Source organism: Luteimonas sp. A537, from assembly GCF_054052065.1.
In genome coordinates this window covers 42,443-68,257 of sequence record NZ_JBSVRH010000001.1, presented here as the reverse complement: position 1 = coordinate 68,257, position 25,815 = coordinate 42,443, and the positions used below count along the sequence as shown (strand labels likewise).

General features: G+C 70.4%; 24 protein-coding genes, 1 tRNA gene and 1 riboswitch. Of the genes, 17 read left to right on the top strand and 8 right to left on the bottom strand.

The window, feature by feature from the left end; translation table 11 throughout:
• The first annotated feature begins 4 nt into the window (after nucleotides 1-4).
• The 3 genes from ileS (at nucleotide 5) to ispH (ending at nucleotide 4,391) form a co-directional block, all read left to right on the top strand.
• Nucleotides 5-2,791, top strand: coding sequence for an isoleucine--tRNA ligase (gene ileS / locus ACW7GZ_RS00300; RefSeq protein WP_457007944.1), 2,787 nt, complete (start codon nucleotides 5-7; stop codon nucleotides 2,789-2,791).
• Complete coding sequence (lspA, locus tag ACW7GZ_RS00295) at nucleotides 2,782-3,282, top strand: signal peptidase II (RefSeq protein ID WP_457001925.1); 501 nt, start codon at nucleotides 2,782-2,784, stop codon at nucleotides 3,280-3,282. The genes ileS and lspA overlap by 10 nt, the downstream gene beginning before the upstream one ends.
• 158 nt (nucleotides 3,283-3,440) lie before the next feature.
• Nucleotides 3,441-4,391: a 4-hydroxy-3-methylbut-2-enyl diphosphate reductase gene (gene ispH, locus ACW7GZ_RS00290; protein ID WP_457001927.1), complete on the top strand. Its 951-nt coding sequence runs from the start codon at nucleotides 3,441-3,443 to the stop codon at nucleotides 4,389-4,391.
• An 80-nt stretch (nucleotides 4,392-4,471) separates the two neighbouring features.
• On the opposite strand, the gene ACW7GZ_RS00285 is transcribed toward ispH, so the two are convergent.
• A tRNA-Thr gene (locus ACW7GZ_RS00285) sits at nucleotides 4,472-4,547 on the bottom strand.
• Between the two features lie 43 nt (nucleotides 4,548-4,590).
• Nucleotides 4,591-6,267: a GMC oxidoreductase gene (locus ACW7GZ_RS00280; protein ID WP_457007236.1), complete on the bottom strand. Its 1,677-nt coding sequence runs from the start codon at nucleotides 6,265-6,267 to the stop codon at nucleotides 4,591-4,593.
• Nucleotides 6,268-6,437: 170 nt separating this feature from the next.
• Between ACW7GZ_RS00280 and radA the strand changes: the two genes are divergently transcribed.
• The gene (radA, locus tag ACW7GZ_RS00275; protein WP_457001930.1) at nucleotides 6,438-7,817 is read left to right on the top strand and encodes a DNA repair protein RadA; all 1,380 of its coding nucleotides are present in this window, start codon (nucleotides 6,438-6,440) and stop codon (nucleotides 7,815-7,817) included.
• Nucleotides 7,818-7,856: 39 nt separating this feature from the next.
• Here the strand turns inward: radA and ACW7GZ_RS00270 are convergent, their stop codons facing one another.
• Nucleotides 7,857-8,639, bottom strand: a complete 783-nt coding sequence (locus tag ACW7GZ_RS00270) for a cytochrome C assembly family protein (RefSeq protein WP_457001931.1) — start codon at nucleotides 8,637-8,639, stop codon at nucleotides 7,857-7,859.
• 86 nt (nucleotides 8,640-8,725) lie between these two features.
• Nucleotides 8,726-8,873: riboswitch (molybdenum cofactor riboswitch) on the top strand.
• On the opposite strand from ACW7GZ_RS00270, the gene moaA reads away from it, so the two are divergent.
• From moaA to rplS, 12 genes are all read left to right on the top strand, one after another.
• Nucleotides 8,865-9,845, top strand: a complete 981-nt coding sequence (moaA, locus tag ACW7GZ_RS00265; protein ID WP_457007234.1) for a GTP 3',8-cyclase MoaA — start codon at nucleotides 8,865-8,867, stop codon at nucleotides 9,843-9,845. It overlaps the preceding riboswitch by 9 nt.
• 8 nt (nucleotides 9,846-9,853) lie before the next feature.
• Nucleotides 9,854-10,879 (top strand): bifunctional molybdenum cofactor biosynthesis protein MoaC/MoaB, encoded by a 1,026-nt coding sequence (moaCB, locus tag ACW7GZ_RS00260; protein ID WP_457007232.1) that lies wholly within the window; start codon nucleotides 9,854-9,856, stop codon nucleotides 10,877-10,879.
• The gene (locus tag ACW7GZ_RS00255) at nucleotides 10,876-12,138 is read left to right on the top strand and encodes a molybdopterin molybdotransferase MoeA (RefSeq protein WP_457001936.1); all 1,263 of its coding nucleotides are present in this window, start codon (nucleotides 10,876-10,878) and stop codon (nucleotides 12,136-12,138) included. Before moaCB ends, ACW7GZ_RS00255 begins: the two co-directional genes overlap by 4 nt.
• The gene (locus ACW7GZ_RS00250) at nucleotides 12,135-12,395 is read left to right on the top strand and encodes a MoaD/ThiS family protein (RefSeq protein WP_457001938.1); all 261 of its coding nucleotides are present in this window, start codon (nucleotides 12,135-12,137) and stop codon (nucleotides 12,393-12,395) included. The genes ACW7GZ_RS00255 and ACW7GZ_RS00250 overlap by 4 nt, the downstream gene beginning before the upstream one ends.
• A gap of 2 nt (nucleotides 12,396-12,397) precedes the next feature.
• Entirely contained in the window at nucleotides 12,398-12,928 is a 531-nt protein-coding gene (locus tag ACW7GZ_RS00245) for a molybdenum cofactor biosynthesis protein MoaE (RefSeq protein ID WP_457001940.1), read from the top strand.
• Entirely contained in the window at nucleotides 12,925-13,290 is a 366-nt protein-coding gene (locus ACW7GZ_RS00240) for a hypothetical protein (protein ID WP_457001942.1), read from the top strand. The genes ACW7GZ_RS00245 and ACW7GZ_RS00240 overlap by 4 nt, the downstream gene beginning before the upstream one ends.
• Before the next feature lie 88 nt (nucleotides 13,291-13,378).
• Nucleotides 13,379-14,746: a signal recognition particle protein gene (ffh, locus tag ACW7GZ_RS00235; protein ID WP_457001944.1), complete on the top strand. Its 1,368-nt coding sequence runs from the start codon at nucleotides 13,379-13,381 to the stop codon at nucleotides 14,744-14,746.
• Nucleotides 14,747-14,799: 53 nt separating this feature from the next.
• Nucleotides 14,800-15,600 (top strand): aminotransferase class IV, encoded by an 801-nt coding sequence (locus ACW7GZ_RS00230; protein WP_457007230.1) that lies wholly within the window; start codon nucleotides 14,800-14,802, stop codon nucleotides 15,598-15,600.
• Between the two features lie 97 nt (nucleotides 15,601-15,697).
• Nucleotides 15,698-15,961 (top strand): 30S ribosomal protein S16, encoded by a 264-nt coding sequence (rpsP, locus tag ACW7GZ_RS00225; protein ID WP_457001948.1) that lies wholly within the window; start codon nucleotides 15,698-15,700, stop codon nucleotides 15,959-15,961.
• A gap of 37 nt (nucleotides 15,962-15,998) precedes the next feature.
• The gene (rimM, locus tag ACW7GZ_RS00220; protein WP_457007228.1) at nucleotides 15,999-16,511 is read left to right on the top strand and encodes a ribosome maturation factor RimM; all 513 of its coding nucleotides are present in this window, start codon (nucleotides 15,999-16,001) and stop codon (nucleotides 16,509-16,511) included.
• A gap of 56 nt (nucleotides 16,512-16,567) precedes the next feature.
• Nucleotides 16,568-17,365: a tRNA (guanosine(37)-N1)-methyltransferase TrmD gene (gene trmD / locus ACW7GZ_RS00215; RefSeq protein WP_457002859.1), complete on the top strand. Its 798-nt coding sequence runs from the start codon at nucleotides 16,568-16,570 to the stop codon at nucleotides 17,363-17,365.
• A gap of 135 nt (nucleotides 17,366-17,500) precedes the next feature.
• Complete coding sequence (gene rplS / locus ACW7GZ_RS00210; RefSeq protein WP_457001952.1) at nucleotides 17,501-17,932, top strand: 50S ribosomal protein L19; 432 nt, start codon at nucleotides 17,501-17,503, stop codon at nucleotides 17,930-17,932.
• Nucleotides 17,933-17,990: 58 nt separating this feature from the next.
• Here rplS and ACW7GZ_RS00205 read toward each other — a convergent pair whose 3' ends face one another.
• Nucleotides 17,991-19,511 (bottom strand): MATE family efflux transporter, encoded by a 1,521-nt coding sequence (locus ACW7GZ_RS00205; protein WP_457007226.1) that lies wholly within the window; start codon nucleotides 19,509-19,511, stop codon nucleotides 17,991-17,993.
• Nucleotides 19,512-19,560: 49 nt separating this feature from the next.
• Here ACW7GZ_RS00205 and ACW7GZ_RS00200 point away from each other — a divergent pair, with 49 nt between their 5' ends.
• Nucleotides 19,561-19,977, top strand: a complete 417-nt coding sequence (locus ACW7GZ_RS00200) for an RNA-binding S4 domain-containing protein (RefSeq protein WP_457001956.1) — start codon at nucleotides 19,561-19,563, stop codon at nucleotides 19,975-19,977.
• 63 nt (nucleotides 19,978-20,040) lie between these two features.
• On the opposite strand, the gene ACW7GZ_RS00195 is transcribed toward ACW7GZ_RS00200, so the two are convergent.
• The 4 genes from ACW7GZ_RS00195 to mutS all read right to left on the bottom strand — a co-directional run bounded on the left by ACW7GZ_RS00195 (nucleotide 20,041) and on the right by mutS (nucleotide 25,705).
• A complete protein-coding gene (locus tag ACW7GZ_RS00195) occupies nucleotides 20,041-21,573 on the bottom strand; it encodes a catalase (protein ID WP_457007224.1) in 1,533 nt (510 codons plus the stop codon).
• Between the two features lie 109 nt (nucleotides 21,574-21,682).
• On the bottom strand, nucleotides 21,683-22,306 hold the full coding sequence (locus tag ACW7GZ_RS00190; protein WP_457007222.1) for a DUF937 domain-containing protein: 624 nt from the start codon (nucleotides 22,304-22,306) through the stop codon (nucleotides 21,683-21,685).
• Nucleotides 22,307-22,379: 73 nt separating this feature from the next.
• Complete coding sequence (locus ACW7GZ_RS00185) at nucleotides 22,380-23,108, bottom strand: MOSC domain-containing protein (protein WP_457007220.1); 729 nt, start codon at nucleotides 23,106-23,108, stop codon at nucleotides 22,380-22,382.
• Entirely contained in the window at nucleotides 23,105-25,705 is a 2,601-nt protein-coding gene (gene mutS, locus ACW7GZ_RS00180; protein ID WP_457007218.1) for a DNA mismatch repair protein MutS, read from the bottom strand. The genes ACW7GZ_RS00185 and mutS overlap by 4 nt, the downstream gene beginning before the upstream one ends.
• Between the last annotated feature and the right edge of the window lie 110 nt (nucleotides 25,706-25,815).

The window sequence follows — 25,815 nt, the reverse complement described above, 5'->3', positions numbered from 1 at the left end:
CCCTATGCGCGGCGACCTGCCGAAGCGGGAGCCGGCCACCCTGGCGCGCTGGGAGGCGGAAGGCCTGTATGCCCGCCTGCGCGAGCATGCCGAGGGCCGGCCGCGCTTCGTCCTGCACGACGGCCCGCCCTATGCGAACGGCGTCATCCACCTGGGCCATGCGGTCAACAAGATCCTCAAGGACATCATCGTCCGTTCGAAGACGATCGCGGGCTTCGACGCGCCGTATGTCCCGGGCTGGGACTGCCACGGCCTGCCGATCGAGATCGCGATCGAGAAGAAGCACGGCCGGGTTGGCGTGAAGCTCGACGCCGCCGCCTTCCGCCAGGCCTGTCGCGAGTACGCGCTGGCGCAGGTCGAGCTGCAGAAGGCCGACTTCAAGCGACTGGGCGTGCTCGGCGAGTGGGACGATCCCTATCTCACGCTCGACCCGGCGTACGAAGCCAACGAGATGCGCGCGCTGGCGAAGGTGATCGACAACGGCCACCTGGTGCGCGGCGCGAAGCCGGTGTACTGGTGCTTCGACTGCGGCTCGGCGCTGGCCGAGGCGGAGATCGAATACCAGGACAAGGTCTCGCCTGCGGTCGACGTGGCCTATCCGGCGCGTGAAGCGGACGCGGTGGCGCGCGCCTTCGGCACGGTGCTGCCCGGCGGCGTCGAACTCGCGGCGCCGATCTGGACCACCACGCCGTGGACGCTGCCGGCGTCGCTCGCGATGGCGCTGGGCCCGGACATCGAATACGCGCTGGTCGAGGGGCCCGCGCACGACGGGCGTGCCCGCTGGCTCGTCGTGGCCGCGTCGCTGGCTGCGAAGGTCCTGGCACGCTACGGCGTCGAAGGCGAGCCGGTGGTCCACGGCCATGCCAAGGGCGCTGCGCTGGAAGGCCTTTTGTTCGCGCATCCGTTCTACGCCGAACGCGACATCCCGGTGATCCTCGGCGACCACGTCACCGACGACGACGGCACCGGCGCCGTGCACACCGCGCCCGGCCACGGCCAGGAGGACTTTGCGGCGGCGCGCGAGTACGGCATCGTCGACCGCTACAGTGCGGCGCAGATGAACCCCGTCGACGGGCGCGGCGTGTACCTGCCGTCGACGCCCGCGGCGAACGGCACGGAGCTGGCCGGCACCCATATCTGGAAGGCCAACGACGCCATCATCGAGGTGCTGCGCGCGAGCGGCGCGCTGCTGGCGGATTCGAAGATCGAACACAGCTATCCGCACTGCTGGCGGCATCGCACGCCGGTGGCGTTCCGCGCCACGCCGCAGTGGTTCATCTCGATGGACAAGGCCGGCCTGCGCCGCGACGCGCTGGCCGCGATCGAAGGCGTGGAGTGGTTCCCCGGCTGGGGCGAGGCGCGCATCGCCGGCATGGTCGAGGGCCGCCCGGACTGGACGATCTCGCGCCAGCGCACCTGGGGCGTGCCGATCGCGCTGTTCGTGCATCGGGTAACCGGCGAACCGCATCCGCGTTCAAGCGAGCTGATGCGCGCCGCGGCCGACCTGGTGGAGCGGGGCGGCATCGACGCCTGGTTCGCGCTTGATCCGGTGGCGCTCCTGGGCGACGAGGCCGCGGACTACGACAAGGTCACCGACATCCTCGATGTCTGGTTCGACTCCGGCCTCACCCACGAGTGCGTGCTGGCGGCGCGCGGCATCGGCAAGCCGGCCGACCTGTACCTGGAAGGTTCCGACCAGCATCGCGGCTGGTTCCAGTCCTCGCTGCTGACCGGCATCGCGATCGACGGGGCGGCGCCGTACCGGCAGTGCCTGACCCACGGCTTCACCGTGGACGAGCACGGCCGCAAGATGTCGAAGTCGCTCGGCAACGGCATCGAGCCGCAGGAGATCATGAAGACGCTCGGCGCGGACATCCTGCGCCTGTGGATCGCATCGGCCGACTACAGCAACGAGATGTCGCTGTCGAAGGAGATCCTCAAGCGCAACGCCGACGCCTACCGCCGCATCCGCAACACCGCGCGCTTCCTGCTCGGCAACCTGCACGGCTTCGATCCGGCGGTGGACCTGGTGGCGCCGGCCGACATGGTCGCGCTGGACCGCTGGATCGTGCACCGGGCACACGGCGTGCAGCAGAAGATCGTCGATGCCTGCGCGCGCTACGACTTCGCCGAAGTGGTGCAGCTGCTGATGAACTTCTGCAGCGTCGACCTGGGCTCGCTCTACCTCGACGTGACCAAGGACCGGCTTTACACCATGCGCGAGGACTCGCGCGGCCGGCGCAGCGCGCAGACCGCGATGTACCACATGGCCGAGGCCTTCGTGCGCTGGATCGCGCCAATCCTGTCGTTCACTGCCGACGAAATGTGGGGCTACCTGCCGGGCGAACGCGAAGGCAACGTGCTGTTCGCAACCTGGTACGAAGGCCTGGCCCCGTTGACCGATGACGCGCCGCTGTCGGCGCGTGAGTTCGACGACCTGCTGCGCCTGCGCGAGCAGGTGTCCCGGGTGCTGGAGCCGATGCGCGCCAGCGGCGCGATCGGTGCCGCGCTCGACGCCGAGATCAGCCTGACCTGCGGCGTGGCCGACCAGAACCGGCTGTCGGGCCTGCTCGACGAGCTGCGCTTCTTCTTCATCAGCGGCGACGTGGCCCTGCTGGCCGATGACGACGCCGGCGAAGTCGTGGTGGCCGCCGTGCCCACCGACAAGCCGAAGTGCGTGCGCTGCTGGCAGCGCCGCGGCGACGTCGGCACGGTCGAGGCGCATCCACAGCTGTGCACGCGCTGCGTGTCGAACGTGGAAGGCCCGGGGGAGGACCGCCTGTGGTTCTGAGGCCGAAGCCCAACGCATTGCCGTGGCTGATCGTTTCGCTCGTGGTGCTGATGCTCGACCAGATCAGCAAGCAGTGGGTGCTGACCAGCCTGCCGGAGTACACCGCGATCCCCGTGATCGAAGGCTTCTGGAACTGGTACCGCACCTACAACACTGGTGCCGCCTTCAGCTTCCTGTCCGACGCCGGCGGCTGGCAGAAATGGTTCTTCACCGTGCTCGCCTTCGGCATCAGCGGCCTGCTGGGCGTCTGGCTGGCGCGCACGCCGCGCGCGGACTGGCGCACGGCGCTGCCGTTCGCGCTGGTGATCGGTGGTGCCATCGGCAACGTGATCGACAGGCTGCTGCACGGGCACGTGATCGACTTCATCCAGTGGCATTGGCGCGACCATTACTGGCCGGCGTTCAACATCGCCGATGCCGCCATCGTCGGCGGCGCCATCGGCATCGCCCTGTTCGGAATTTTCGCCCCGAAGAAGCCCGAAACCCTGTAGGACAGCTGTTTGTGGGAGCGGCTATGGCTGCGGCCGGGGCACCACGCCATCGCGGCTATAGCCGCTCCCACAAAAGCGGAAGGCCGCTCCGGCTCCAGCGGAAGGCCGCTCCCGCAAGGGCAGGAGCGCTCCCATTGGGGCAGGGGTAGAATGGCGGCATGGATATCCTGCTCGCCAATCCCCGTGGCTTCTGCGCCGGCGTCGACCGCGCGATCGAGATCGTCAAGCGCGCGATCGAGACGCTGGGGGCGCCGATCTACGTGCGCCACGAGGTCGTGCACAACCGCTACGTGGTCGACGACCTGAAGCAGCGCGGTGCGATCTTCGTCGAGGAGCTCGACGAGGTGCCTGACGGCAATACGGTGATCTTCAGCGCCCACGGCGTCTCGCAGGCGGTGCGCCACGAGGCCGACCGGCGCGGCCTGAAGGTGTTCGACGCCACCTGCCCGCTGGTGACCAAGGTTCATTTCGAGGTCGCGCGCCACTGCCGCGCCGGCCGCGACGTGGTGCTGATCGGCCATGCCGGGCATCCCGAGGTCGAGGGCACGATGGGACAGTGGAGCCGCGAGCGCGGCACCGGGTCCATCTACCTGGTCGAGGACGTGGACGATGTCGAGGCGTTGCAGGTCGCGCAGCCGGACAACCTGGCCTACACCACCCAGACCACGCTTTCGGTGGACGACACCCGCGGCGTGATCGCGGCGCTGCGGGCGCGCTTCCCGGCGCTCCAGGGCCCGAAGAACGACGACATCTGCTACGCCACCCAGAACCGCCAGGACGCGGTGCGCCTGCTGGCCACCGAGTGCGACCTGGTGCTGGTGGTCGGCTCGCCCAACAGCTCGAATTCCAATCGCCTGCGCGAGCTTGCCGAGCGCGACGGCGTCGAGGCCTACCTGATCGACGGCGCCGACGAGATCGACCCGGCATGGGTGCTTGGCCGTCGCCACGTGGGCGTGACCGCAGGTGCCTCGGCGCCCGACGTGCTGGTGGAAGGCGTGCTGGCGCGGCTGCGCGACCTTGGCGCCGACGGGGTGCGCGAGCTCGATGGCGAGCGCGAGAACATGGTGTTCGCCCTGCCCAAGGAGCTGCGGCTGCGCTTGGTGGACTGAGGCGCGCGCCTCCGGGCGCCTGCGCCGGATGGCGCTCCGGAAAGGAAAAGGCCGCCCGGGGGCGGCCTTTTCCATGATGCTGGTGCCGGAAATAGGAATCGAACCTACGACCTACGCATTACGAATGCGCCGCTCTACCAACTGAGCTATTCCGGCGGGGTCGCACATTGTAGGGGCGGCCGGCACACCGGTCAAAGCATCACAGGCCCACGATCTCCAGGCCGGTGCGCAGCCGGTCCGCCAGGCGCATGGCCAGGGCCACGATGGTGAACGTCGGGAAGGCCCAGCCGCCCGTGGGGAACACCGAACTTCCGGCGACATGCAGGTTCTCCAGGCCATGGACCTTGCAGTCGCGGTCGACCACGCCGTCGCCCGGCCGGTCGGACATGCGGGTAGTGCCGATGTGGTGGGCCGTGCCCACGAGGCCGGGGCTCAGCGTGGTGTCGGCGACCCAGGGCGCGGGCTCGAAGCGGCCGCCGCAGCAACGCGCGGCCTCGCTGCCGAGCAGGCCGGCACTGGTGCGGAACGATGCGTAGTCGAACTCGGTGAAGCGCCAGTCCACCCGGACCTTGCGCAGCCCCAGGGCATCGCGTGACTCGCCGAGGGTGATCCGGCTTTCGGGGTTGGGCGACTGCTCGAAATAGGCCATCAGGTCCACGGACCTGACGCTGTCGACGGAGCGATGGCGGAGCTTGCGGGCGACGGCACCGGCCACGTGTCCGGCGTTCATGCCCATGCGCAGGGCCAGCCGCGCGCGTTGCCCGCCGCCAGCGGGCGGTGGCGCGGCCGCGGGCGGGCCGGCGATGCCCGAGGCCAGGGCGCGCTGTACTTCGTCCTCGACCGCCCGGTCGTCGTTGGCCGGCGGCGTGCGGAACGTGGCGCGCAGGTCGCGCAGTGCCTGCAGCCCGGCGGGCGCGGAATCGAGCACGGGCAGTGGCCGGGCGCGGGCGTTGAGAAGGCGCAGCCGGCGCTGGGCGCTGTCGGCCAGCGCGAGCTCGCGATAGAGCGGACGCGATTCGCGTTGGCCGTCGCGGTCATAGGGGCGCAGCAGCGCGTCCAGGTTGCCTCTGACGATCCGTCCGGCGAGGCATCGCGGGTGATCCATGAAGTAGCGGCCGACCTGATCGTGGGCATTGCCCAGTCCGCGCGGGTGCGCGCCATCGGAAAGCAGCAGCAGGCGTGCATTCTCGATGCCGCCGGCCGCAAGCACGTAGTGGCGCGCGTTCACGGTGCCGCGGCGGCCGTCCAGGCTGCCGATGCGCGCGGCCTGCACGCGCCCGGCGCCCGGCGTGGCCGCGAGCTCCATCAGGTTGGCGTGCAGCAGCAGGGTGATGTTGTCCGATTCTTCGAACAGAGGCCGGTACTGGGCCTGGAAGAAGACCGGGCTCTCGATGCATACGCGGTCCACCGCGCATTCCTCGAGCAGGGGCAGCGCATGCGCGAAATGCGCGTTGCCGAAACTGCCGTCGCCGATGCCATGGCGCGGATCGATGCGAAGCGTGGACCGCGCGTGGCCGCACCAGGTGGCGAGCTCGTCGAAGCCGATCGGCCAGCCGCTGGCGGGCACCCAATCGCGCGACGCCAGGTCCAGGCGCGTCAGCGGCACGCAGCCGCCGCCCCAGAGCCGCGAGCTGCCGCCCAGCGCGCGCAGCCGGCACAGGTGCGGGTCGAGCCTCGCGGGGCCCACGGACTCGCCTTCGTTCAGCGCCTGCGCGCTGCGCTCGCTTTCCAGGCCTCCGCTTTCAAGCAGGCATACGCTGAAGCGGCTGTCTGCGAAGGCGGTGGCGATCGCGATGCCGGCCGGTCCCGCGCCGATGATGCAGAGGTCGCTCCGGTAGTCGCCCGGCGCCGAAGGATCAAGGTAGTCAAGGATCAAGCGTGGTCTCCCTGGAGCGGCAGCCGCGCATTCGGGGGCGCCGCTGATTGACAACGCCAAGCCCGGCGGGCAGCGGTCATCCACGGCGGCTTGCACGGGACCGGGGGCCACGTCTCGCGTGGCGCGACCCGGCGCCGCTATCCTGAGCTCCTTCCGAACAGGATCCTTCCATGGCCAAGGCGCGCACTGCCTACGTCTGCACTGAATGCGGGGCCGATTCCGGCAAATGGCAGGGACAGTGCGGCGCGTGCGGGGCCTGGGACACGCTGTCGGAGATCGTCCTGGAGACCGCCGCTTCATCGAAGGCCGCCGCCCCCGCGCGGCGCGGCGGTTGGGCAGGCAAGGCCAAGGTCCCGGAAGTCACGCCGCTGAAGGACGTCATGCAGGTCGACGACCAGCGGGTGTCCACCGGCATCGGCGAATTCGATCGCGTGCTGGGCGGCGGCCTGGTCGAGGGCGCCGTGGTGCTGGTGGGCGGCGATCCGGGCATCGGCAAATCCACCCTGCTGCTGCAGGCCGTGGCCAGCATGTCCGCAGCGCTGCCGGGGCTGTACGTGACCGGCGAGGAATCCCTGGCCCAGGTCGCCGGCCGCGGCCACCGCCTTGGCCTGCCGCTGGATGGCGTGAACGCGCTGGCCGAGACCTGCGTCGAGCACATCCTCGGCCATGCCGCCAGGCTTCGGCCCAAGCTGATCGTGGCCGACTCCGTGCAGACCCTGTGGACGGAGACCCTCACCGCGGCGCCCGGGTCGGTCAGCCAGGTGCGCGAGTCCGCCGCGCGCCTGGTGCGCTACGCCAAGGAAACCGGCACCGCGGTGTTCCTGGTCGGCCACGTCACCAAGGAGGGCGGCATTGCCGGTCCGCGCGTGCTCGAGCACATGGTCGACGCGGTGCTCTACTTCGAAGGCGAGTCCGGCAGCCGTTTCAGGGTGCTGCGCGCGTTCAAGAACCGCTTCGGCGCGGTCAACGAGCTGGGCGTGTTCGCGATGGGCGACAAGGGGCTCAAGGAAGTGCCGAACCCGTCGGCGATCTTCCTCTCCGGCGGCACGCGCCAGCCCGGCAGCTGCGTGATGGTGACCCGCGAGGGCACGCGGCCGCTGCTGGTCGAGGTGCAGGCCCTGGTCGATTCCTCGCCGCTGTCCAATCCGCGCCGGGTGGCGGTGGGCATGGAGCAGAACCGGCTGGCGATGTTGCTGGCCGTGCTGCACCGCCATGGCGGCATCGCGGTAGGCGACCAGGACGTGTTCGTCAACGTGGTCGGCGGCATCCGCGTGCAGGAGACCGCGGTCGACCTGCCGGTGTTGCTGGCCGTGCTGTCATCGCTGCAGGACCGGCCGCTGGCGGACAAGACGGTCGCCTTCGGCGAGGTCGGCCTGTCGGGAGAGATCCGCCCGGTGCCCAACGGCGAGGAGCGGCTGAAGGAGGCCGCCACCCACGGCTTCAAGCGCGCCATCGTGGCCAAGGCGAATGCGCCGAAGGCCGGCCGCTACAAGGATCTTGAGGTGGTGGGCGTCGAGCGCCTGGCCGATGCCATCGATGCCGCGGGCTGAGGGGCTGGCCACGGCCGCTCCCACGACACGCCGGGGTCTTCAGGCGCGCTGCAGGACAAGCTCCAGCACGAACTTGCTGCCGAAGAAGGCCAGCACCAGCAGCGCCATGGCCGCCAGCGTCCAGTGCACCGCCTTGCGCCCGCGCCAGCCGAAGCGCCAGCGGCCCAGCAACAACACGCCGAACACAAGCCATGACAGCACGCTGAGCACGGTCTTGTGCGCAAGGTGCTGGGCGAACAGGTTTTCGACGAACAGCACGCCGGTCAGCAGGGTCATCGCCAGCAGTACGAAGCCGGTGCCGATGGTGCGGAACAGAAGGGTTTCAAGTTCGACCAGGGGCGGCAGGGCGCGGAGCCAGCGGTGGATCTCGCGACGACTGAGCGCGCGATCCTGCAGCCAGAGCATCCCCGCCAGCAGCGCGGCCACGGCGAGGGTGGCGTAGGCCAGGAGTGCGAGCCAGGCGTGGAACTGCAGCCGCCAGTCCAGCGGTTCCGGCGGCAGGTGGCCGTGGAGGTGGTTGCCGAGGAGCGCCAGCGCCGCGAGCGGGAACACCACCACCCCGAGCGAGGCCGTGCGTCCGCGGGCGCCAACCGCGGTGGTGAGGGCCGCCATGCCCAGGGTCACCAGCGAAATCGCCGCGAAAAAATGCATGTCGGCGCCGCCGAGCCCGCGCCAGGCCAGCACGTGTTCGAGTGCATGCGCCAGGATGGCGCCGCCCGCCGCGAGCGGCCAGGCGCGGCCGCGCTGGCCGCTCCGGATTCCGCGCACCAGCAGGCCGGCGGCCGCCATGTAGAGAACGATCGCGATGAGGACGGGAATCATCCGCGCAGTGTCGCATACGCACCGGCCGGCCTGAACGGGCGGCGACGCCGTGCGGCGGGCGCTATGCTGTCCGCAAGCGGGGCCGCGGCCCCGTGGCACTCCAAGCCCGGCTGCCTGTGTTCGATGGATATTCCAATGGATATGGCGACCGGGCCGTGGCCTTCGCGGCCACCGGGTTGGACTGGAAACGGGCCGGCCTCCCTTGTCCTGGAATGGAGCGACAACATGGCTGCCATGGTCGACCGTTTCGGACGGTCGTTCCCGTATCTGCGCCTCTCCCTGACCGAGGCGTGCAACTTCCGCTGCAGCTATTGCCTGCCGGACGGCTACCAGGCGGACGGGCGTCCGCGTTTCCTCGAACTCGATGAAATCCAGCGCCTGGTGCGCGCCTTCGCCGCGCTGGGGATGAGCAAGATCCGGCTCACCGGCGGCGAACCGACGCTGCGCAAGGACCTGCTGCCGATCATCGCCGCGGTGTCGGCCGTGCCCGGCGTCCGCCGCATCGCCATCACCACCAACGGCACCCTGCTGCCGCGCCACGTGCGCGAGTGGCGCGAGGCAGGCCTGACCGCGCTCAATGTCAGCCTGGACACGCTGGACCCGGAACGCTTCCGGGCGATCACCGGCCACGACCGCTTCGTCGAGGTCACCGAGGGCGTGGAGATGGCGCTGGGCCTGGGCTTCGATTCGGTCAAGCTCAACGCGGTGCTGCTGCGCGGGCGCAATGACGACGAACTGCCGCGCTGGTTCGACTACCTGCGCAAGCGCGATGTCGCCATCCGCTTCATCGAACTGATGCGCACCGGCGACAACCTCGGGTTCTTCGAACGCCACCACCTGCGCGCCGAAGCGCTGGAGGAACAGATCGTCGAAGCCGGTTGGACGCTGCGCCCGCGCGCGCCCGACGCCGGCCCTGCGCGCGAGTATTCGCATCCGGATTACAGGGGTCGCATCGGCATCATCGCGCCGTACTCGAAGGATTTCTGCGCGGGCTGCAACCGCCTGCGGGTGACCGCGCGCGGCGACCTGCGGCTGTGCCTGTTCGGCGACTTCGGCATCGGCCTGCGCCCGCTGCTGCAGTCCGACGACGACCATGACCCGCTGGTCGCGCGCATCAGTACCCAGCTCGGACTGAAGGCGGCCGGCCACGGCCTGCACCAGGGCGAGACCGGCCTCACCCCGCACCTCGCATCCATTGGAGGATGAGCGGCGCAATGACGGACCAACGCATGGGCGGACAGCGCGTGACCAATGAACCCGCGGCCTTCCACATGGCCGACATCCGCAACAAGCGGCCCACGCGCCGGCGCGCGGTCGCGGTAGGCGAACTGATGGCCGGTGCGGCCGCCTTCCCGATGATCGTCGAACGCCGCCTGCCCAAGGGCGACGCGCTGGTGATGGCCGAAGTGGCCGGCCTGCAGGGCGCGAAGATGGCCTCGGCGCTGATGCCGCTGTGCCACCCGCTGCCGCTGGAGCTGGTGCAGGTGCGCTGCGTGCCGGTGCCGGCGCGCAATGCCATCCGCGTGTACTGCGAGTGCGCCACCGAAGCCCGCACCGGCGTTGAGATGGAAGCGCTGGCAGGGGTCAACGCGGCGCTGCTGACGCTGTACGACCTGACCAAACCGGTGGAGCCGGCGCTCGGCATCGACGGCATCCGGCTGCTGTTCAAGGAGGGCGGCAAGAGCGGCCTGTGGCTGCATCCCGACGGCATGGATGAAGGCGAGCACGCGCACTACCGGCCGCGCGACCTTGCCCGCCTGGATGGCGTCCTGTGCGCGGTGCTGACGCTCAGCGACCGCGCCAGCCGCGGCGAATACGAGGACCTGTCCGGCCCGCTGCTGGTCGATGGCCTGCGCCGCCTCGGCGCGCACGTGGCCGGCGCCGAGGTGCTGCCCGACGGCATCGAGCCGCTGGCCGGAAGGCTGCGGGCACTCGCCGGCGAGGGCGTGCGCATCTGCCTGACCACCGGAGGCACCGGCCTTGGCCCCGAAGACCGCACGCCCGAGGCGCTGCGCTCGGTGGCCGACCGCAGTGTCGATGGCCTGGCCGAAATGTTCCGCAGCGAAAGCGCGAAGCACACCCCGCTGGCCTGGCTCAGCCGGGCCGACGTGGTGCAGGTCGGCGGCATGCTGGTGTTCGCGCTGCCCGGCAGCCGGCGCGCGGCGCAGCAGGGCATCGACATCCTGGCGCCGCTGCTCGCGCACGCGCTGGCCATGGTCGATGGCGGGGGGCATCCGTGAGCGGGGCGCTCGCGTACGACGATGCGCTGGCGATGGTCCTGCGCGAAGCGGCGCCGCTTGCGATCGAGCGGCGCGCCCCGCAGGACGCGCTGGGCCAGGTGCTGGCCGAGGCCGTGGCGAGCGAAGCGGACCTGCCGCCTTTCGACAACTCGGCGATGGACGGCTTCGCGCTGCGTGCCGCGGACAAGGTACTGGCCGCGGGCCGCGAGTTCGACGTCTGCGGCGCGCAGGTGGCTGGCGACGAAGCCGCCGCGGCCGGTGGGGGCGCCTGGGAAATCATGACCGGCGCACGCATGCCCGAGGGGCTGGACAGCGTGGTGCCGGTCGAGCGCGTGGAGATCCTCGGGCACGACGGTGACGGGCGGCCGCGACGCATCCGGCTGGCCACCGACGTGCCGCGCGGCGACAACGTGCGCCTGCGCGGCGAGGACATCCTCAGTGGCGCGCCGGCCGTGCCCGCCGGCAGCCGCATCGGCGCGGCCGAACTGATGGTGCTTGCCTCGCTCGGCGTCACCGCGGTGGCGGTGCGGCGGCGCCCGCGGGTAGCGGTGATCAACACCGGCCGCGAGCTGGTCGACGACCCGGCGCGCCCGCTGGCCTCGGGCGAGATCCGCAACAGCAACGGGCCGTTCCTGGCCGCACGCGCGGCCGCCGCGGGCGCGGACGTCGTGCTGCGTGAAACCGTCGGCGACGAGCCGGACATGTTCCTGGCTGCGCTCGAGCGCGCGCTGGTCGCAGGTGCCGACGTGGTGTTGAGCACCGGCGCGGTGTCGATGGGCCGCCACGACTTCGTGCCCGACGCGCTGCGCGGCATCGGCGCCGGCATCCGGTTCCACAAGGTCGCGATCCGCCCGGGCAGGCCGCTGCTGTTCGCGCGGCTGGCCGGCGGCGCGCTGTTCTTCGGCCTGCCCGGGAATCCGGTGTCGAGCGCGGTGGGCCTGCGCTTCTTTGCCGAGCCCGCCCTGCGCGCGATGGCCGGCATGGCGGCCGAGCGCCCCCTGCGCATGCCGCTGGCCACCGCCTACCGCAAGCGCGCGGCGCTGCGCTTCCACCTCAAGGGGCGGGTCGAGCTCGTCGACGGCGGCCTGCGTGCCCGCGTGCTGGAGGGCCAGGAGTCATTCAAGGTGCTGCCGCTGCTTGCGGCCAACGCCTGGATCGTGGTGCCGCCGGAGTCGATGGCGCTTGAGGCGGGCGAGATGGTGGAGGTCCATGGCCTGGGGCATCTCGAGGCCCCGCTGATCGGAGAGGTGCCGGAGTGAAAGTGCAGCTGAGCCTGTTTGGTGCGTTCCGGGCGCATGATCCCGCGGCGCAGGTCGAGCTGGAGGTTCCCGAGGGCGCGCGCGTGTCCGACCTGCGCGAGGCCCTGGAGCAGCACGCACGCGAACACTGGCCGGCGTTCCGGCCGGAACTGCTGAAGGCGTCGGCCTTCGCGAGCGAGAGCTCGGTGATGCGCGATGCCGAGGCCCTGGTCCCCGGCGTCGCGATGGCCGTGCTGCCGCCGGTGAGCGGAGGTTGAGCATGGAGCGCTTCCACTGCGCGGTGACCGACATCGCCGACGGCCCGCTGGATCCCGCGGCGGCGCTGGAGTTCGTGTCCGACCCCGGCTTCGGCGGCATGGCGATGTTCATCGGCCGCGTGCGCGACCTCAACCACGGCCGCGTGGTCACCGGCGTCAGCTACGACATGTTCGAGCCGTTGGCGCTGAATGGCTTCCGGGCCATCGCCGAGGATATCGATACCCGCTTAGGGCCGAAGGTCCGGCTGTACGTCGCGCACGCCAAGGGGCGCCTCGGCGTGGGCGACCTGGCGGTGGTGGTGGCCGCGGGTACCCCGCACCGCGACGAGGCCTTCCGCGCCTGCCGCGAGCTGATCGAGAAGGTGAAGCACACCAGTCCGATCTGGAAGCAGGAGCACTACGGGGACGGTGACAGCGTGTGGAGCGAGGGCTGCTCGCTGTGCGGCGTCGATGAAGCCGCCGATGACCGTCCGGCTGGCGCGGCTTCGACGTTCGAAGGAGGCGCGTCGCTCCCGTCCGCCACGGGGCGATGAAAGTCCAGCTCCAGGGCCAATCGCTGCGCCTGCGCATCGACGAGGAAGAGCTGGCGCGGCTGCTGGCTGGCAAAGAGCTGGTGAACGAGACGCAGGCGGCGCCCGGCGCCATCGCCTGCCAGCGGCTGCGGCTGCTGGTTGGCGGCGCTGCGCGCTTCGACGCCGATGGAGGGGCGTGGACCTTCAGCCTTCCCGACGCCGAAGTCCGCGGCTACGTTGCCCGGCTGCCATGCCGCGATGCCCTGGAGTTCGAGCTGCCTGGCGGCGGAGCAGCGCTGAAGCTCGCCTTCGAAGTCGACGTCCGCGACAGCGTCCGCCGCCGCGGTCCACCGCAGCGCCGCAGGACGCCGCGCCCCGAGTGACGGCCGCCGCGATTGCCCGGCGGGCCGGGAAGGGATCCCCGGCTGAAAGCTATACTTGGGGGTCCACAGCTCCCTGCCAGGCGTCCCCATGTTCGAATCCCTCACCCAGCGACTCTCCGGCACCATGGAGCGCCTGCGCGGTCGCGGTCGCCTGACCGAGGAGAACATCCGCGAGGCCACGCGCGAAGTGCGCATCGCACTCCTCGAGGCCGACGTCGCGCTGCCCGTGGTCCAGGCCCTGATCGAACGCATCAAGGTGCGCGCGGTCGGCCAGGAGGTACTGAAGTCACTGACCCCCGGCCAGGCCCTGATCAAGGTCGTGCGCGACGAGCTGACGTCGGTCATGGGCGCGGCCGCGTCCGACCTCAACCTCAACGTGCCGGCGCCGGCGGTCGTGCTGATGGCCGGCCTGCAGGGCGCGGGCAAGACCACCACCGTCGGCAAGCTCGCCAAGCTCCTGAAGGAGAAGCGGAAGAAGAAGGTGATGGTGGTCAGCGCCGACGTCTACCGTCCCGCCGCCATCGCCCAGCTGGAGACGCTGGCCAAGCAGGTCGACGTGCGCTTCTTCCCCTCGGACGTCTCGCAGAAGCCTGCCGACATCGTCCGCGCGGCGATTGCCGATGCGCGCAAGTCGTTCATCGACGTGCTGCTGGTCGACACCGCCGGCCGCCTCGCCATCGATGAGGCGATGATGGCCGAGATCAAGGAGCTGCACGCCGCGGTCAAGCCGGTCGAGACCCTGTTCGTGGTCGACGCCATGACCGGCCAGGACGCGGCCAACACCGCCAAGGCCTTCAGCGACGCGTTGCCGCTCACCGGCGTGGTGCTGACCAAGACCGACGGCGACGCCCGCGGCGGCGCGGCGCTCAGCGTGCGTTACATCACCGGTCGCCCGATCAAGTTCATCGGCACCAGCGAGAAGGTCGACGGCCTGGACGTGTTCCACCCGGACCGCATCGCCAGCCGCATCCTCGACATGGGCGACGTGCTGTCGCTGGTCGAGCAGGTGGAAGGCCAGGTCGACAAGGACAAGGCGCAGAAGCTCGCCGAGAAGGTCGCCAAGGGCAAGAAATTCGACCTCAACGACATGCGCGACCAGCTCGAGCAGATGCAGGGCATGGGCGGCATCCACGGCCTGATGGACAAGCTGCCGGGCATGGGCCAGATCCCCGATTCGGTGAAGAACCAGGTCACCGGCAAGGAAGTGCCACGCATGGTCGCGATCATCGGCTCGATGACCAAGAAGGAGCGCCGCAACCCGGCGCTGCTCAACGGCTCGCGCCGCAAGCGCATCGCCGCCGGCTCCGGCGTCACGCCGGCCGACGTCAACAAGCTGATGAAGCAGTACCAGCAGATGGAAAAGATGATGGGCAAGCTGGGCCGCGGCGGCATGAAGGGCATGATGCGCGGCCTGCAGGGAATGATGGGCGGGCGCGGCGGGATGCCGTTCCGCTGAGCGCGGACCATCGCATGGGCGGCGAGCCTGCCTTCGCTGGTGCTGCGCCGGCGGTGAGCGATCCCTTGGCCGCCGGGCACTTCACCACCCTCCAGGTCCGCAACGGCCTGGTGCAGGGCAGGGACCTCCACCTCCTGCGGCTGCGCAACGCGTCCCGGGAGATGTACGGCGGCGGGCCGCGCAAGGCCGAGGTGCGCGCGCTGATACGTCGCCGCCTGGCCAACGCAGGCGAGGCGGGCAGGGACTGCACGCTCCGGGTACAGGTGCGCCCGGTGCCGCCGGATACAGGTGGCGACGATGTGTTCGGTCCGCCCTTGGAGTTCGATTCGCCGGACTACGAAGGCGGGATTCCCGCCACGCAGCGCGTCGATGTCGGGATCGGTCCGCCGCGCCTGGTCCCGGTGGCCCCGCTTCGCCTGCGCAGCCATCGCGGGCTGCGTGCGTGGCCAGGCGTGAAGCATCTCGCCATCGGCCCGCAGTTGGACGCGCGCAATGCGGCCATCGCGGCCGGCTTCGATGATGCGCTGCTGGTCGCCGAAGACGGGCGTATCGCCGAAGGCACGTTCTGGAACATCGCCTTCTGGGATGGCCAGGTCCTGACCTGGCCGCTCGCCCCCGCGCTGCCCGGCACCACGGTCATGATGCTGCGCATGGCGATGGCCGGGACCGGGGTCGCGGAGCAGCGGGTGACGGTGATGCTGGACGGGATCGACCGGCAGCGCGCGGCGGTAGCGCTCAATTCGCGGGGGATCCAGGAGATCGCGTCGATCGACGGGCAGCGGTTGCCGGGCGATGCCGGCTTCACCGCCCGGCTGAGGGCGCTGCTCGCGGAGTGGGACTGGACGTCCTTCTGAATCGGCGGCGGAGGGGTGTCGCGCGGGGCGGCCGCCTGCGCTACAATTCCCGGCTTACCTCGCCATCCTGGCGACTGGGCAACACAGAGAACGCACCATGGTCAAGATCCGCCTTACCCGCGGTGGCGCCAAGAAGCGCCCCTTCTACCACATCATCGTCACCGACTCGCGCAGCGCGCGCGACGGTCGCAACATCGAGCGCGTGGGTTACTACAACCCGGTCGCGCAGGGCGCCGAACAGCGCGTGGTGCTCGACACCGCCCGCGTGGACCATTGGGTCTCGCAGGGTGCGCAGGTCAGCGACAAGGTCCGCAACCTGTACAAGGAAGCGACCAGCACCGCGGCGGCTCCCGCCGCCTGATGGCCGGGCCGCGCGTTCGCGCGCGGCCACATCCTTCATGGACACCACCGGGCGCCGCATCCTGCTGGGCAGGGTCCACGGCGCCTTCGGCGTGCGTGGCGAACTGAAGCTGGAATCGTTCACCGAGCCGGCACGCGCGATCCTTCGCTACCAGCCCTGGATCCTGCGCGATGCGCAGGGCCGCGAGCGTGAGCTGTCGGGCGCGCAGGGCCGCGAAAGTCCCAAAGGCCTGGTCGTGACGCTGCCGGGCATCGAAGACCGCGACGCCGCCGAGGCGATGCGCGGCAGCGAAGTCCGGGTCCCGCGCGCGGCGCTGCCGCCACCGGCGCCCGGCGAATACTACTGGGTCGACCTGGAAGGCCTGCGCGTGGCCAATGTCGAAGGCGTCGACTTCGGCACCGTGTCGCACCTGTTCTCCACCGGCGCCAACGACGTGCTGGTGGCGGTGGGTGATCGCGAGCGGATGATTCCCTTCGTGACTCCCGATTACATCGTCTCGGTCGATTTCGAGGCCGGCCTGGTCACGGTCGACTGGGACCCGGAGTTCTAGGCATGGCCGCGGGCGCCATCGACGCCATCGACGTCGACGCCAACACGCGCGATCCGATGCGCATCGACGTCATCAGCCTGTTCCCGGACTTCGTCGCCCAGGTGGCCGGCCACGGCGTGGTCGGGCGCGCGGCGGAGCGCGGCCTGCTGTCGCTGCACGGCTGGAATCCGCGCGAGCATGCCGAAGGCAATTACCGCCGCGTCGACGACCGCCCCTTCGGCGGCGGGCCGGGCATGGTGATGCTGATCGACCCGCTGCGCGCCGCGCTGGCCGCCGCGCGCGCCGCCGACCCGGCGCCTGCGCACGTGATCTACATGAGTCCGCAGGGGCGGCCGCTGGACCAGGCAAAGGTTCGCGGCTTGGCCGCGCTGCCGCGCCTCGTGCTGTTGTGCGGGCGCTACGAAGGCGTGGACGAGCGCCTGCTCGCGGCCGAGGTCGACGAGGAGCTGTCGATCGGCGATTACGTGCTGTCCGGCGGCGAACTGGCCGCGGCGGTGGTGGTCGATGCCGTGGCCCGCCTGCTGCCCGGGGCCCTGAATGATGCGGAGTCGGCCGCCCAGGACAGCTTCGAACCCGCGGCAAACGGGGGCGGGGGGCCGCTGCTGCTCGATTGCCCGCACTACACACGGCCGGTGGAGCATCCGCTGGGGGCCGTGCCGCCGGTGCTGCTCTCCGGCAACCACGCCGCGATCGCGACCTGGCGCCGCCAGCAGGCGCTGGGTCGGACCTGGCTGCGCCGCCCGGACCTGATCGACCCCGGCGCGCTGTCCCGGGCCGACCGTCGCCTGCTCGACGAATGGCTGGCCGAATCCGGCCTGGCTCCCGCCGGCAGCGTCCCGCGCCCGGCCGGGTAACACGCCGCTGGCAGACAAGCAGGAAACCACGCTACAATGCGCGGCTAGCTGTAACCACGCCAAGACGCGGGTCCACGTGCACTCGCGCTATAACAGCCCACAGGGCACTACCAACAGGCACAGGCAATCACGACCATGAACAAGCCCTCACTCAATACGCTGCTGCAGAACTTCGAGACCGAGCAGGTCACGCGCGAATTCCCCGTCTTCGGTCCCGGCGACACCGTGATCGTCAATGTCAAGGTGAAGGAGGGTGCGCGCGAGCGCGTCCAGGCCTACGAAGGCGTGGTGATCGCGAAGAAGAACGCCGGCCTGAACTCCGCGTTCACCGTTCGCAAGATCTCGCACGGCTTCGGCGTCGAGCGCGTGTTCCAGACCCACAGCGCGGCCATCGATTCGGTCGAGGTCAAGCGCCGCGGCGCGGTGCGCGCGGGCAAGCTGTACTACCTGCGCGAGCTCGAAGGCCGCAAGGCGCGTATCAAGGAAGACCTGGCCGGCAACGCCAAGGCGCGTGCGAAGGCCGCCGCCGAAGCCGCTGCAGCCAGCGAGGCAGCGTCGGCCGAGTAAGCCCGGCCACGCGCTCCACCGGACGGCCGCCTTCGGGCGGCCGTCCGCGTTTCCGCGATCAATCCGCTGCCGGCGCAGCCACGGGCACGCCTGCCGGCATGGCGGCCGCGTACGTCCGCGGTGCCATGCGCGGGCAGGAGTCGGCCACCGGTGCCGGCGGCTGCGCCGGTATCTCGGCGGGGATCGCGACCGCATCCGTGTCGCCGTCGCCTGCCAGCATCCGCGCCTCGCGCCAGCGACCCCAGCGGTAGTAGGCCAGCGACATCACCATCGCGCACAGCGCGCTCACCGGGAAGCTCAGCCAGATCGCATCCGCCCCCAGCGCCGGCTGCAGCAGGTTGGCGAAGGGCACGCGGATGCCCCACAGCGCGACCACTAGGATCAGCAGCGGCGGCACCACCGCGCCCGTGGAGCGCACCACGCCCGAGACCACGAAGGTCACGCCGAAGAACAGGAACGACCAGATCGCGATCAGGTTGATGTGCTGCCCGGCCTCGATCGCCGGGCTGCCCGGGGGCAGGAACAGCGACAGGATCCGCGGGCCGAACAGCAGCAGCGGTGCGATCAGCGCGCCGGTCAGCAGGAAGTTGAAGGCGACGCCGGCACCCATGGTGCCGCCGACCCGGTCCCAGCGCCCGGCGCCGACGTTCTGCGCCGCCATCGAAGTGCATGCCGCGCCCATCGCCATCGCCGGCATCTGCACGTAGGTCCACAGCTGCAGGGTGGCGCCATAGGCCGATGCGGTATCCACGCCGTAGCTGTTGACCATGCTGATCATCACCAGCATCGCCAGCGATACCAGGATCATCTGCAGTCCCATGGGCACGCCCTTGACCACCAGCGCGCGCACGATGGCCGGGTCGGGCAGGTAGGCGCGCACTTCCGCGCGCGGGATCCACAGCGGGTGCCGGCGCCAGCGCAGCCAGGCCAGCATCGCCGCCAGGCTGCAGGCGTTCGCCACCAGGGTGGCGCCGGCGGAACCCGCGATGCCCATCCGCGGGAACGGGCCCAGGCCGAAGATCAGCACCGGGTTGACCACGATGTCCACGACCACCACCACGGCCAGGAACACGAACGGCGTGCGGGTGTCGCCGGCACCGCGCAGCACCGCGGTGAGGAAGGCGAACATGTACATGAAGGGCACCGCCAGGAAGATGATCCTGAGGTAGGCCTCGGCCAGCAGCAGTGACGCCTCCGGCGTGCCCATCCAGTCCAGGATGTGGCGCGCCAAGGGCAGCCCGGCGGCGGCCACCAGCAGCGACAGCGCACCGAAGAAACTCGCGCTGGTGCCGATGACGCGCCGTGCCCGGACCGGGTCGTGCGCGCCGATCGCCTGCGCGACCAGGATGGTCGCGGCCATGCCGATGCCGAACACCGAGCCGAGCAGGAAGAACATGATGTTGTTGGCGTTGGCCGTGGCGACCAGGGCCTCTTCGCCGAGGAAGCGCCCGACCCAGACCGCATTCACCGAGCCGTTGAGCGACTGCAGCACGTTGCCGGCCAGGATCGGCAGCGCGAAGACCAGCAGGGTAGGGGCGATGGCGCCCGCGGTGAGGTCGCGCGTCGAAGGTTTTGCCATTGGCACATCGTGCCAGAAGCGATGTCGAGGCCGGCGTTAGAATCAGGGCATGACTGCACAGGACCACGCGCCCGCTGCGACGGCCGGCGTACGCATCGATATCTGGCTGTGGGCTGCGCGCTTCTTCCGGACGCGCACGCTGGCGAAGCAGGCCGTGGACAACGGCAAGGTCGAGGTCGGCGGCCAGCGGCCGAAGCCCTCGCGTGCGGTGCGGGTGGGGGACGCGCTGCGGGTGGCACGTGGCGAGGACGTGTTCGACGTCGAGGTGCTTGCCCTGTCGGACGACCGCGGCCCGGCACCGGTCGCGCGCCTCCTTTACCGCGAGTCCGACGCCTCCCGTCAGGCGCGCGAAGAGGCCGCATTGGCCCGGCGCGCGGCGCATGACGGCTATCGCGCGCCGGAGCACCGCCCCGACAAGCGTGCGCGCCGCCTGATCCGTGCCCTGGGCGACATTGACGCCAGCTGACATGGAAAAGGCCGCGGCCCCAAGGGAGCCGCGGCCTTCGTTCGGCTGCGTCGGAACGGGAGATCAGCTCTCCGAGCGCGGCTCCTGCTCACCCAGGCTGTTGGGCGAGGTGGTGCCGGCAAACGCGCCAAGCTTGCGCAATGCCGCCTCCACGCCCGCGCCGTAGGCAGGATCAGCCTTCGTGCAGTTGTCGACGTGGCGCTGCTTGATGAAGTCCGGCGCATCGCCCATCGCACGGGCGGTGTTGTCGAACAGCAGCTGCTGCTTGTCCGGCGTCATCAGCCGGAACAGGTCGCCGGGCTGCTTGTAGTAATTGGCGTCGTCGTCGCGGAAGTCCCACCAGTCGGCGTCGCCGGTGATCTGCAGCGGCGGCTCGCGGAACTGCGGCTGCTCCTGCCACTGGTTGAAGCTGTTGGGCTCGTAGTGCAGCCGGCTGCCGTAGTTGCCGTCGACCCGGCCGATGCCGTCACGATGATTGCTGTTGACCGGGCAGCGCGCGGCGTTGACCGGGATCTGCTGGTAGTTGGTGCCCAGCCGATAGCGCTGCGCGTCGGCGTAGTTGAACAGGCGCGACTGCAGCATCTTGTCCGGCGACGCGCTGATGCCGGGCACCAGGTTGCTGGGCGCGAAGGCGCTCTGCTCGACGTCGGCGAAGAAGTTCTCCGGATTCCTGTTGAGCTCGAACTCGCCGACCTCGATCAGCGGGTAGTCACCCTTGGGCCAGACCTTGGTCAGGTCGAAGGGGTGGTAGGGCACCTTCTCCGCCTCGGCTTCCGGCATGACCTGGATGTACAGCGTCCATTTCGGGAATTCGCCGCGCTCGATCGCGTCGTACAGGTCGCGCTGGTGGCTCTCGCGGTCATTGCCGATGATGTCCGCGGCCTCGGCATCGCTCAGGTTCTTGATGCCCTGCTGCGTGCGGAAGTGGAACTTCACCCAGAAGCGCTCGCCGGCCTCGTTCCAGAAGCTGTAGGTATGCGAGCCGAAGCCGTGCATGTGGCGATAGGTGGCGGGGATGCCGCGGTCGCTCATGACGATCGTGACCTGGTGCAGCGCCTCGGGCAGCAGCGTCCACCAGTCCCAGTTGTTGGTGGCCGAACGCAGGTTGGTGCGCGGGTCGCGCTTCACCACCTTGTTGAGGTCCGGGAACTTGCGCGGATCGCGGATGAAGAACACGGGGGTGTTGTTGCCCACCATGTCCCAGTTGCCTTCCTCGGTGTAGAACTTCAGCGCGAAGCCGCGAATGTCGCGCTCGGCGTCCGCCGCGCCACGCTCGCCGGCGACGGTGGTGAAGCGGGCGAACATCTCGGTCGTCTTGCCGACGGCCTCGAAGATCTTCGCCCGGGTGTACCTGCTGATGTCATGGGTGACGGTGAAGGTGCCGAAGGCGCCGGAGCCCTTGGCGTGCATGCGCCGCTCCGGAATCACTTCGCGCACGAAATTGCCCAGCTTCTCGTGCAGCCAGACGTCCTGCGACAGCAGCGGGCCGCGCGGGCCGGCGGTGAGACTGTTCTGGTTGTCCGGAACCGGGGCGCCGAAATCGGTGGTGAGATGGGTGACGGGGCATTTCTTCCCGTCGTCGGAGGGCTTGTTCATGCGCTGGCTCCCAATGCCGTGGTGGTCGGCCCTGACTCTAAGGCCGGATGATTGGAATATGAAATCGATTCAACGCCATTGATTGATAGCCCATGGCTATTGCCGCGGATCACTTCTTGCCGAACAGCCCGCCGCCGATCTTCATCAGGTCGCCGATGCCGAGCTGGCCATCGCCGTCCTGGTCGAGCACCGCACCGAGCAGGCCGCCTGCGCCGCGCTGTTCGCGAATGGCGCGCTGTTCCTGGCCGAGGATGCCGCTCAGCGCGTCGGCGCCGTCACCGCTGGCCCCGGATTGGCGCTGCTGGAACATCTGTTTGGCGAGGTAGGCCATCACGATCGGCGCCAGGATCTTCATCAGCTGCCCGGCCTGGCCCTGGCCCAGCCCGGTGGCCTGCGCCACGCCGGCTTCGGCACGCGGCTGGTTGCCGCCGAAGATGTGGCCAAGGATCGCGCCGCCCTGGCTGGCGCCCGCACCGGCGCTGCTGCCTCCGCCCAGCACTGCGCCCATCACGCCGGCCAGGTCCAGGCCGGCATGGTCCTTCTGCAGCGCGCCGTACAGCGCCTGCGCGCCCTGCGGCTGGCTGGCATTCTTGCCGAGTGCGCCCATCAGGAGCGGCAGCGCCGCGCGGATCGCGTCGGACGCCTGCGCCGGTGCGACACCCAGCTGCTGTGCAACCTGCTGTGCAGGCGCGCCCTGGAGCTGTGAAAGAAGATCGTCGGTGAGATTGGCCATGTTCGTATCCTCGGTGTCGGATCCCCGATGCTACGTCGTTTCGATGGCGCAACGGCGCGCCAGGCGTGCCGGATCAGGACTTGCGCGATGGTGGCTGTCCGGGGTCGGGTCCATCGATGCGCGGCCCCCAGTGCTCGATGGCGTGCAGTTGCAGGCGACGCTCGACCAGCCTGCGCCACGATGGCACCAGCGGCAGCTCCAGCACCGGTTCCAGCGCCAACGGGTCGAGCACCCGATCGAACAGCAGGCGGTTGAGGCGCTGCAGCGACCAGTCCGGCCACGGGCGCTCAAGCAGGCGCAGGGTGTCGCCAGCCTCCGCCGCTCCCGGCTGCGGCACGCGGTAGTACCAGCCCGTGCGGCCGCTGTCCTGTACGCGGCGCGCCATGTCCGGTACGCCGAAGCGGTCGTTGAGCTTCCAGCACGGCTGCCGCCCCTGGCTGACCTCGAGCACCGCGCTGCCCAGTGTGAACCGGTCGCCGATGCAGACCGTGCCCTCCTCGAAGCCCTGGCCGCTGAGGTTCTCGCCGAATGCCCCTGGCGCGGCCAGCACCGGCAGCGCCCCAAGCTCCGCGCGCCACGCCGAGTAGTGGTCGAAAGGGTAGTGGTGCACGGCCTTGTCGACGCCGCCGTGGACGCGCAGGTCGCCCTGCTCATCGCCGTCCAGGCCGGTGGCGGTGATGCGCACCAGGCCGCTGCGCGGGCGCTTGTCGATCCCGCTGCGGCTGCCCGGACGCGTGTACGGCACGGCCACGCCCGTGAGCAGGGCATCCACGCGCATGCGGATGTCCGGCGCGGGGCTCATGACAGCGTCTTCAGCCGGTACAGCGCTTCCAGCGCCTGCTTCGGCGTGAGCTCGTCGGGATCGATCCCGGCGAGCGCGTCCAGCGCGGCGGACGACGGCGCGAACAGCCCGAACTGCTGCGGCGAATCGAGCGTTTCCGCCGACAGGGGCGGCGATGCGGGCTGGCCGTGCTGCTCGAGTTCGGCCAGTCGCGCGCGCGCCTGGCGCAGCACGGGCTTCGGCAGCCCGGCCAGCGCGGCCACCTGCAGCCCGAAGCTCCGGTTGGCCGGACCATCCTTGACCGCGTGCATGAATACGAGCCGGTCGCCGTGCTCGACCGCGTCCAGGTGCACGTTGGCGATCCCGCTGCCCGGCGTGGCCAGCGCGGTCAGCTCGAAGTAATGGGTGGCGAACAGCGTGTAGCAGCGGTTGTGCGCGGCAAGGTGGCGCGCGCAGGCCTCGGCCAGGGCAAGGCCGTCATAGGTCGACGTGCCGCGCCCGATCTCGTCCATCAGCACCAGCGAATGCTCCGTGGCGTGGTGGAGGATGTGGCTGGTTTCGCTCATCTCGACCATGAAGGTCGACTGGCCGCGGGCAAGGTCGTCGCCGGCGCCGATGCGGGTGAGGATGCGGTCGATCGGGCCGATGCGCGCGCGCGCCGCCGGCACGAAGCTGCCGATGAAGGCCAGCAGCACGATCAGCGCGTTCTGGCGCATGTAGGTGCTCTTGCCGCCCATGTTCGGGCCGGTGATGACCAGCATCCGGCGCGCGCTGGTATCCGGATTGCCGTCAAGCATCAGGTCGTTGGGCTCGAAGGGTTCGTCGCGCACCGCTTCCACCACCGGATGGCGGCCGCGTTCGATCTCGAGGCAGGCGTCATCGACCAGTTCCGGGCGCGACCAGTCCAGCGCCATCGCGCGCTCGGCCAGGCCGGCGAGCACGTCGAGTTCGGCGAGCGCCGCGGCGCAGCGCTTGAGTGACTCCAGGTGCAGGTTGAGTTCGTCGAGGATCTGTTCGTAAAGCAGGCGCTCGCGGGCCAGCGCACGTTCGCGCGCCGACAGCACCTTGTCCTCGAAGCCCTTCAGTTCCTCGGTGATGTAGCGCTCGGCGTTGGCCAGGGTCTGCCGCCGGGTGTAGTGCGCCGGTGCCTTGGCCACGTGCGCCTTGCCGATCTCGAGGTAGTAGCCGTGCACGCGGTTGTAGCCGACCTTGAGCGTGGCGATGCCGCTGGCCGCGCGCTCGCGCGCCTCGAGGTCGATCAGGAACTGGTCGGCATGGGTCGACAGCCGGCGCAGTTCGGCGAGCTCGGCGTCGTGGCCGTCGGCGAACACGCCGCCGTCGCGGGCGAGGACCGGCGGCTGCTCGACCAGCGCGTCCGCCAGCAGCGCCGCCTGGGCCTCGTGCTCGCCCAGGCTTGCCACCAGCGCCTGCAGCCGCGGGGAATCCACGGCCGCGAGCGCCGCGCGCAGCCCGGGCAGCAGGCCCAGCGCATCGCGCAGCGTGGACAGGTCGCGCGGGCGCGCGGACCGCAGCGCGATCCGCGACAGGATGCGTTCGACGTCGCCGAGCGCGCGGAAGCGCTCGCGCAGGTCGCGCTCGACGCCGTCGGCGAGCAGCGCACCGACCGCATGCTGGCGCTGGCCGATGATCCCGCGGTCGCGCAGCGGGCGATGCAGCCAGCGCCGCAGCAGGCGCCCGCCCATCGGCGTGACCGTGCTGTCGAGCACGCCGAGCAGGGTGTGCTTCTGCTCGCCGTCCACGCGCGTGTCGAGCTCCAGGTGGCGACGGGTGGCGGCGTTCATCGCGATCGCGCCGTCGCTTGATTCCAGCGCGATCGCGGTCAGGTGCGGGAGGCGCTGCTTCTGCGTCTCCTCGACGTAGCCGAGCAGGGCGCCCGCCGCGGCGATGGCCTGCGGCAGGTCCTCGATGCCGAAGGCGCCCAGGTCGTGCAGGCCGAAGAACTGCAGCAGCTGCCGGCGCCCGCTGTCGGCGTCGAACAGCCAGGGCGCGCGCCGGCGAACGCCGCCGCGGCCGGTCGCGAACGCGGGCCAGCCCTCCTCGTCGGGCAGCAGCAGCTCGGCGGGATCAAGGCGTGCGAGCTCGGCCTCCAGCGCGTCGTCGCCGACGACCTCGTTGGCCAGGAAGCGCCCGCCTGCGAGGTCCGCCCAGGCCAGGCCGTAGCTGACGCCCTTGGACGACGTGCCGCCGCGGCTGACAGCGAGCAGCAACGTATCGCGGCGTTCGGACAGCAGCGCCTCGTCGGTGACCGTCCCCGGCGTGACGACCCGCACCACCTTGCGCTCGACCAGGCCCTTGCTGGTCGCGGGATCGCCGACCTGCTCGCAGATCGCCACCGACTCGCCCAGCGCCACCAGGCGCGCGAGGTAGCCTTCGGCGGAATGGTGCGGCACGCCCGCCATCGGGATCGGCGCCCCACCCGACGCGCCGCGCTGGGTCAGGGTGATGTCCAGCAGCTTCGCCGCCTTGCGGGCGTCATCGTGGAACAGCTCGTAGAAGTCGCCCATGCGGAAGAACAGCAGCACGTCGGGGTGCTCCGCCTTGGCGGCGAAGTACTGCTTCATGAGCGGCGTATGTTCGGGCTTTCTGTCCAGCTTCATTCGTCCGGCGGCAGGGGCGCGCGAGGCACGCGCCCGGCACCGGATTGTAGCTGGGCAAGGCCGTCTCGCTGGCGACAGGACCCGGTACCACCACGAGCCCATGGCCGTCG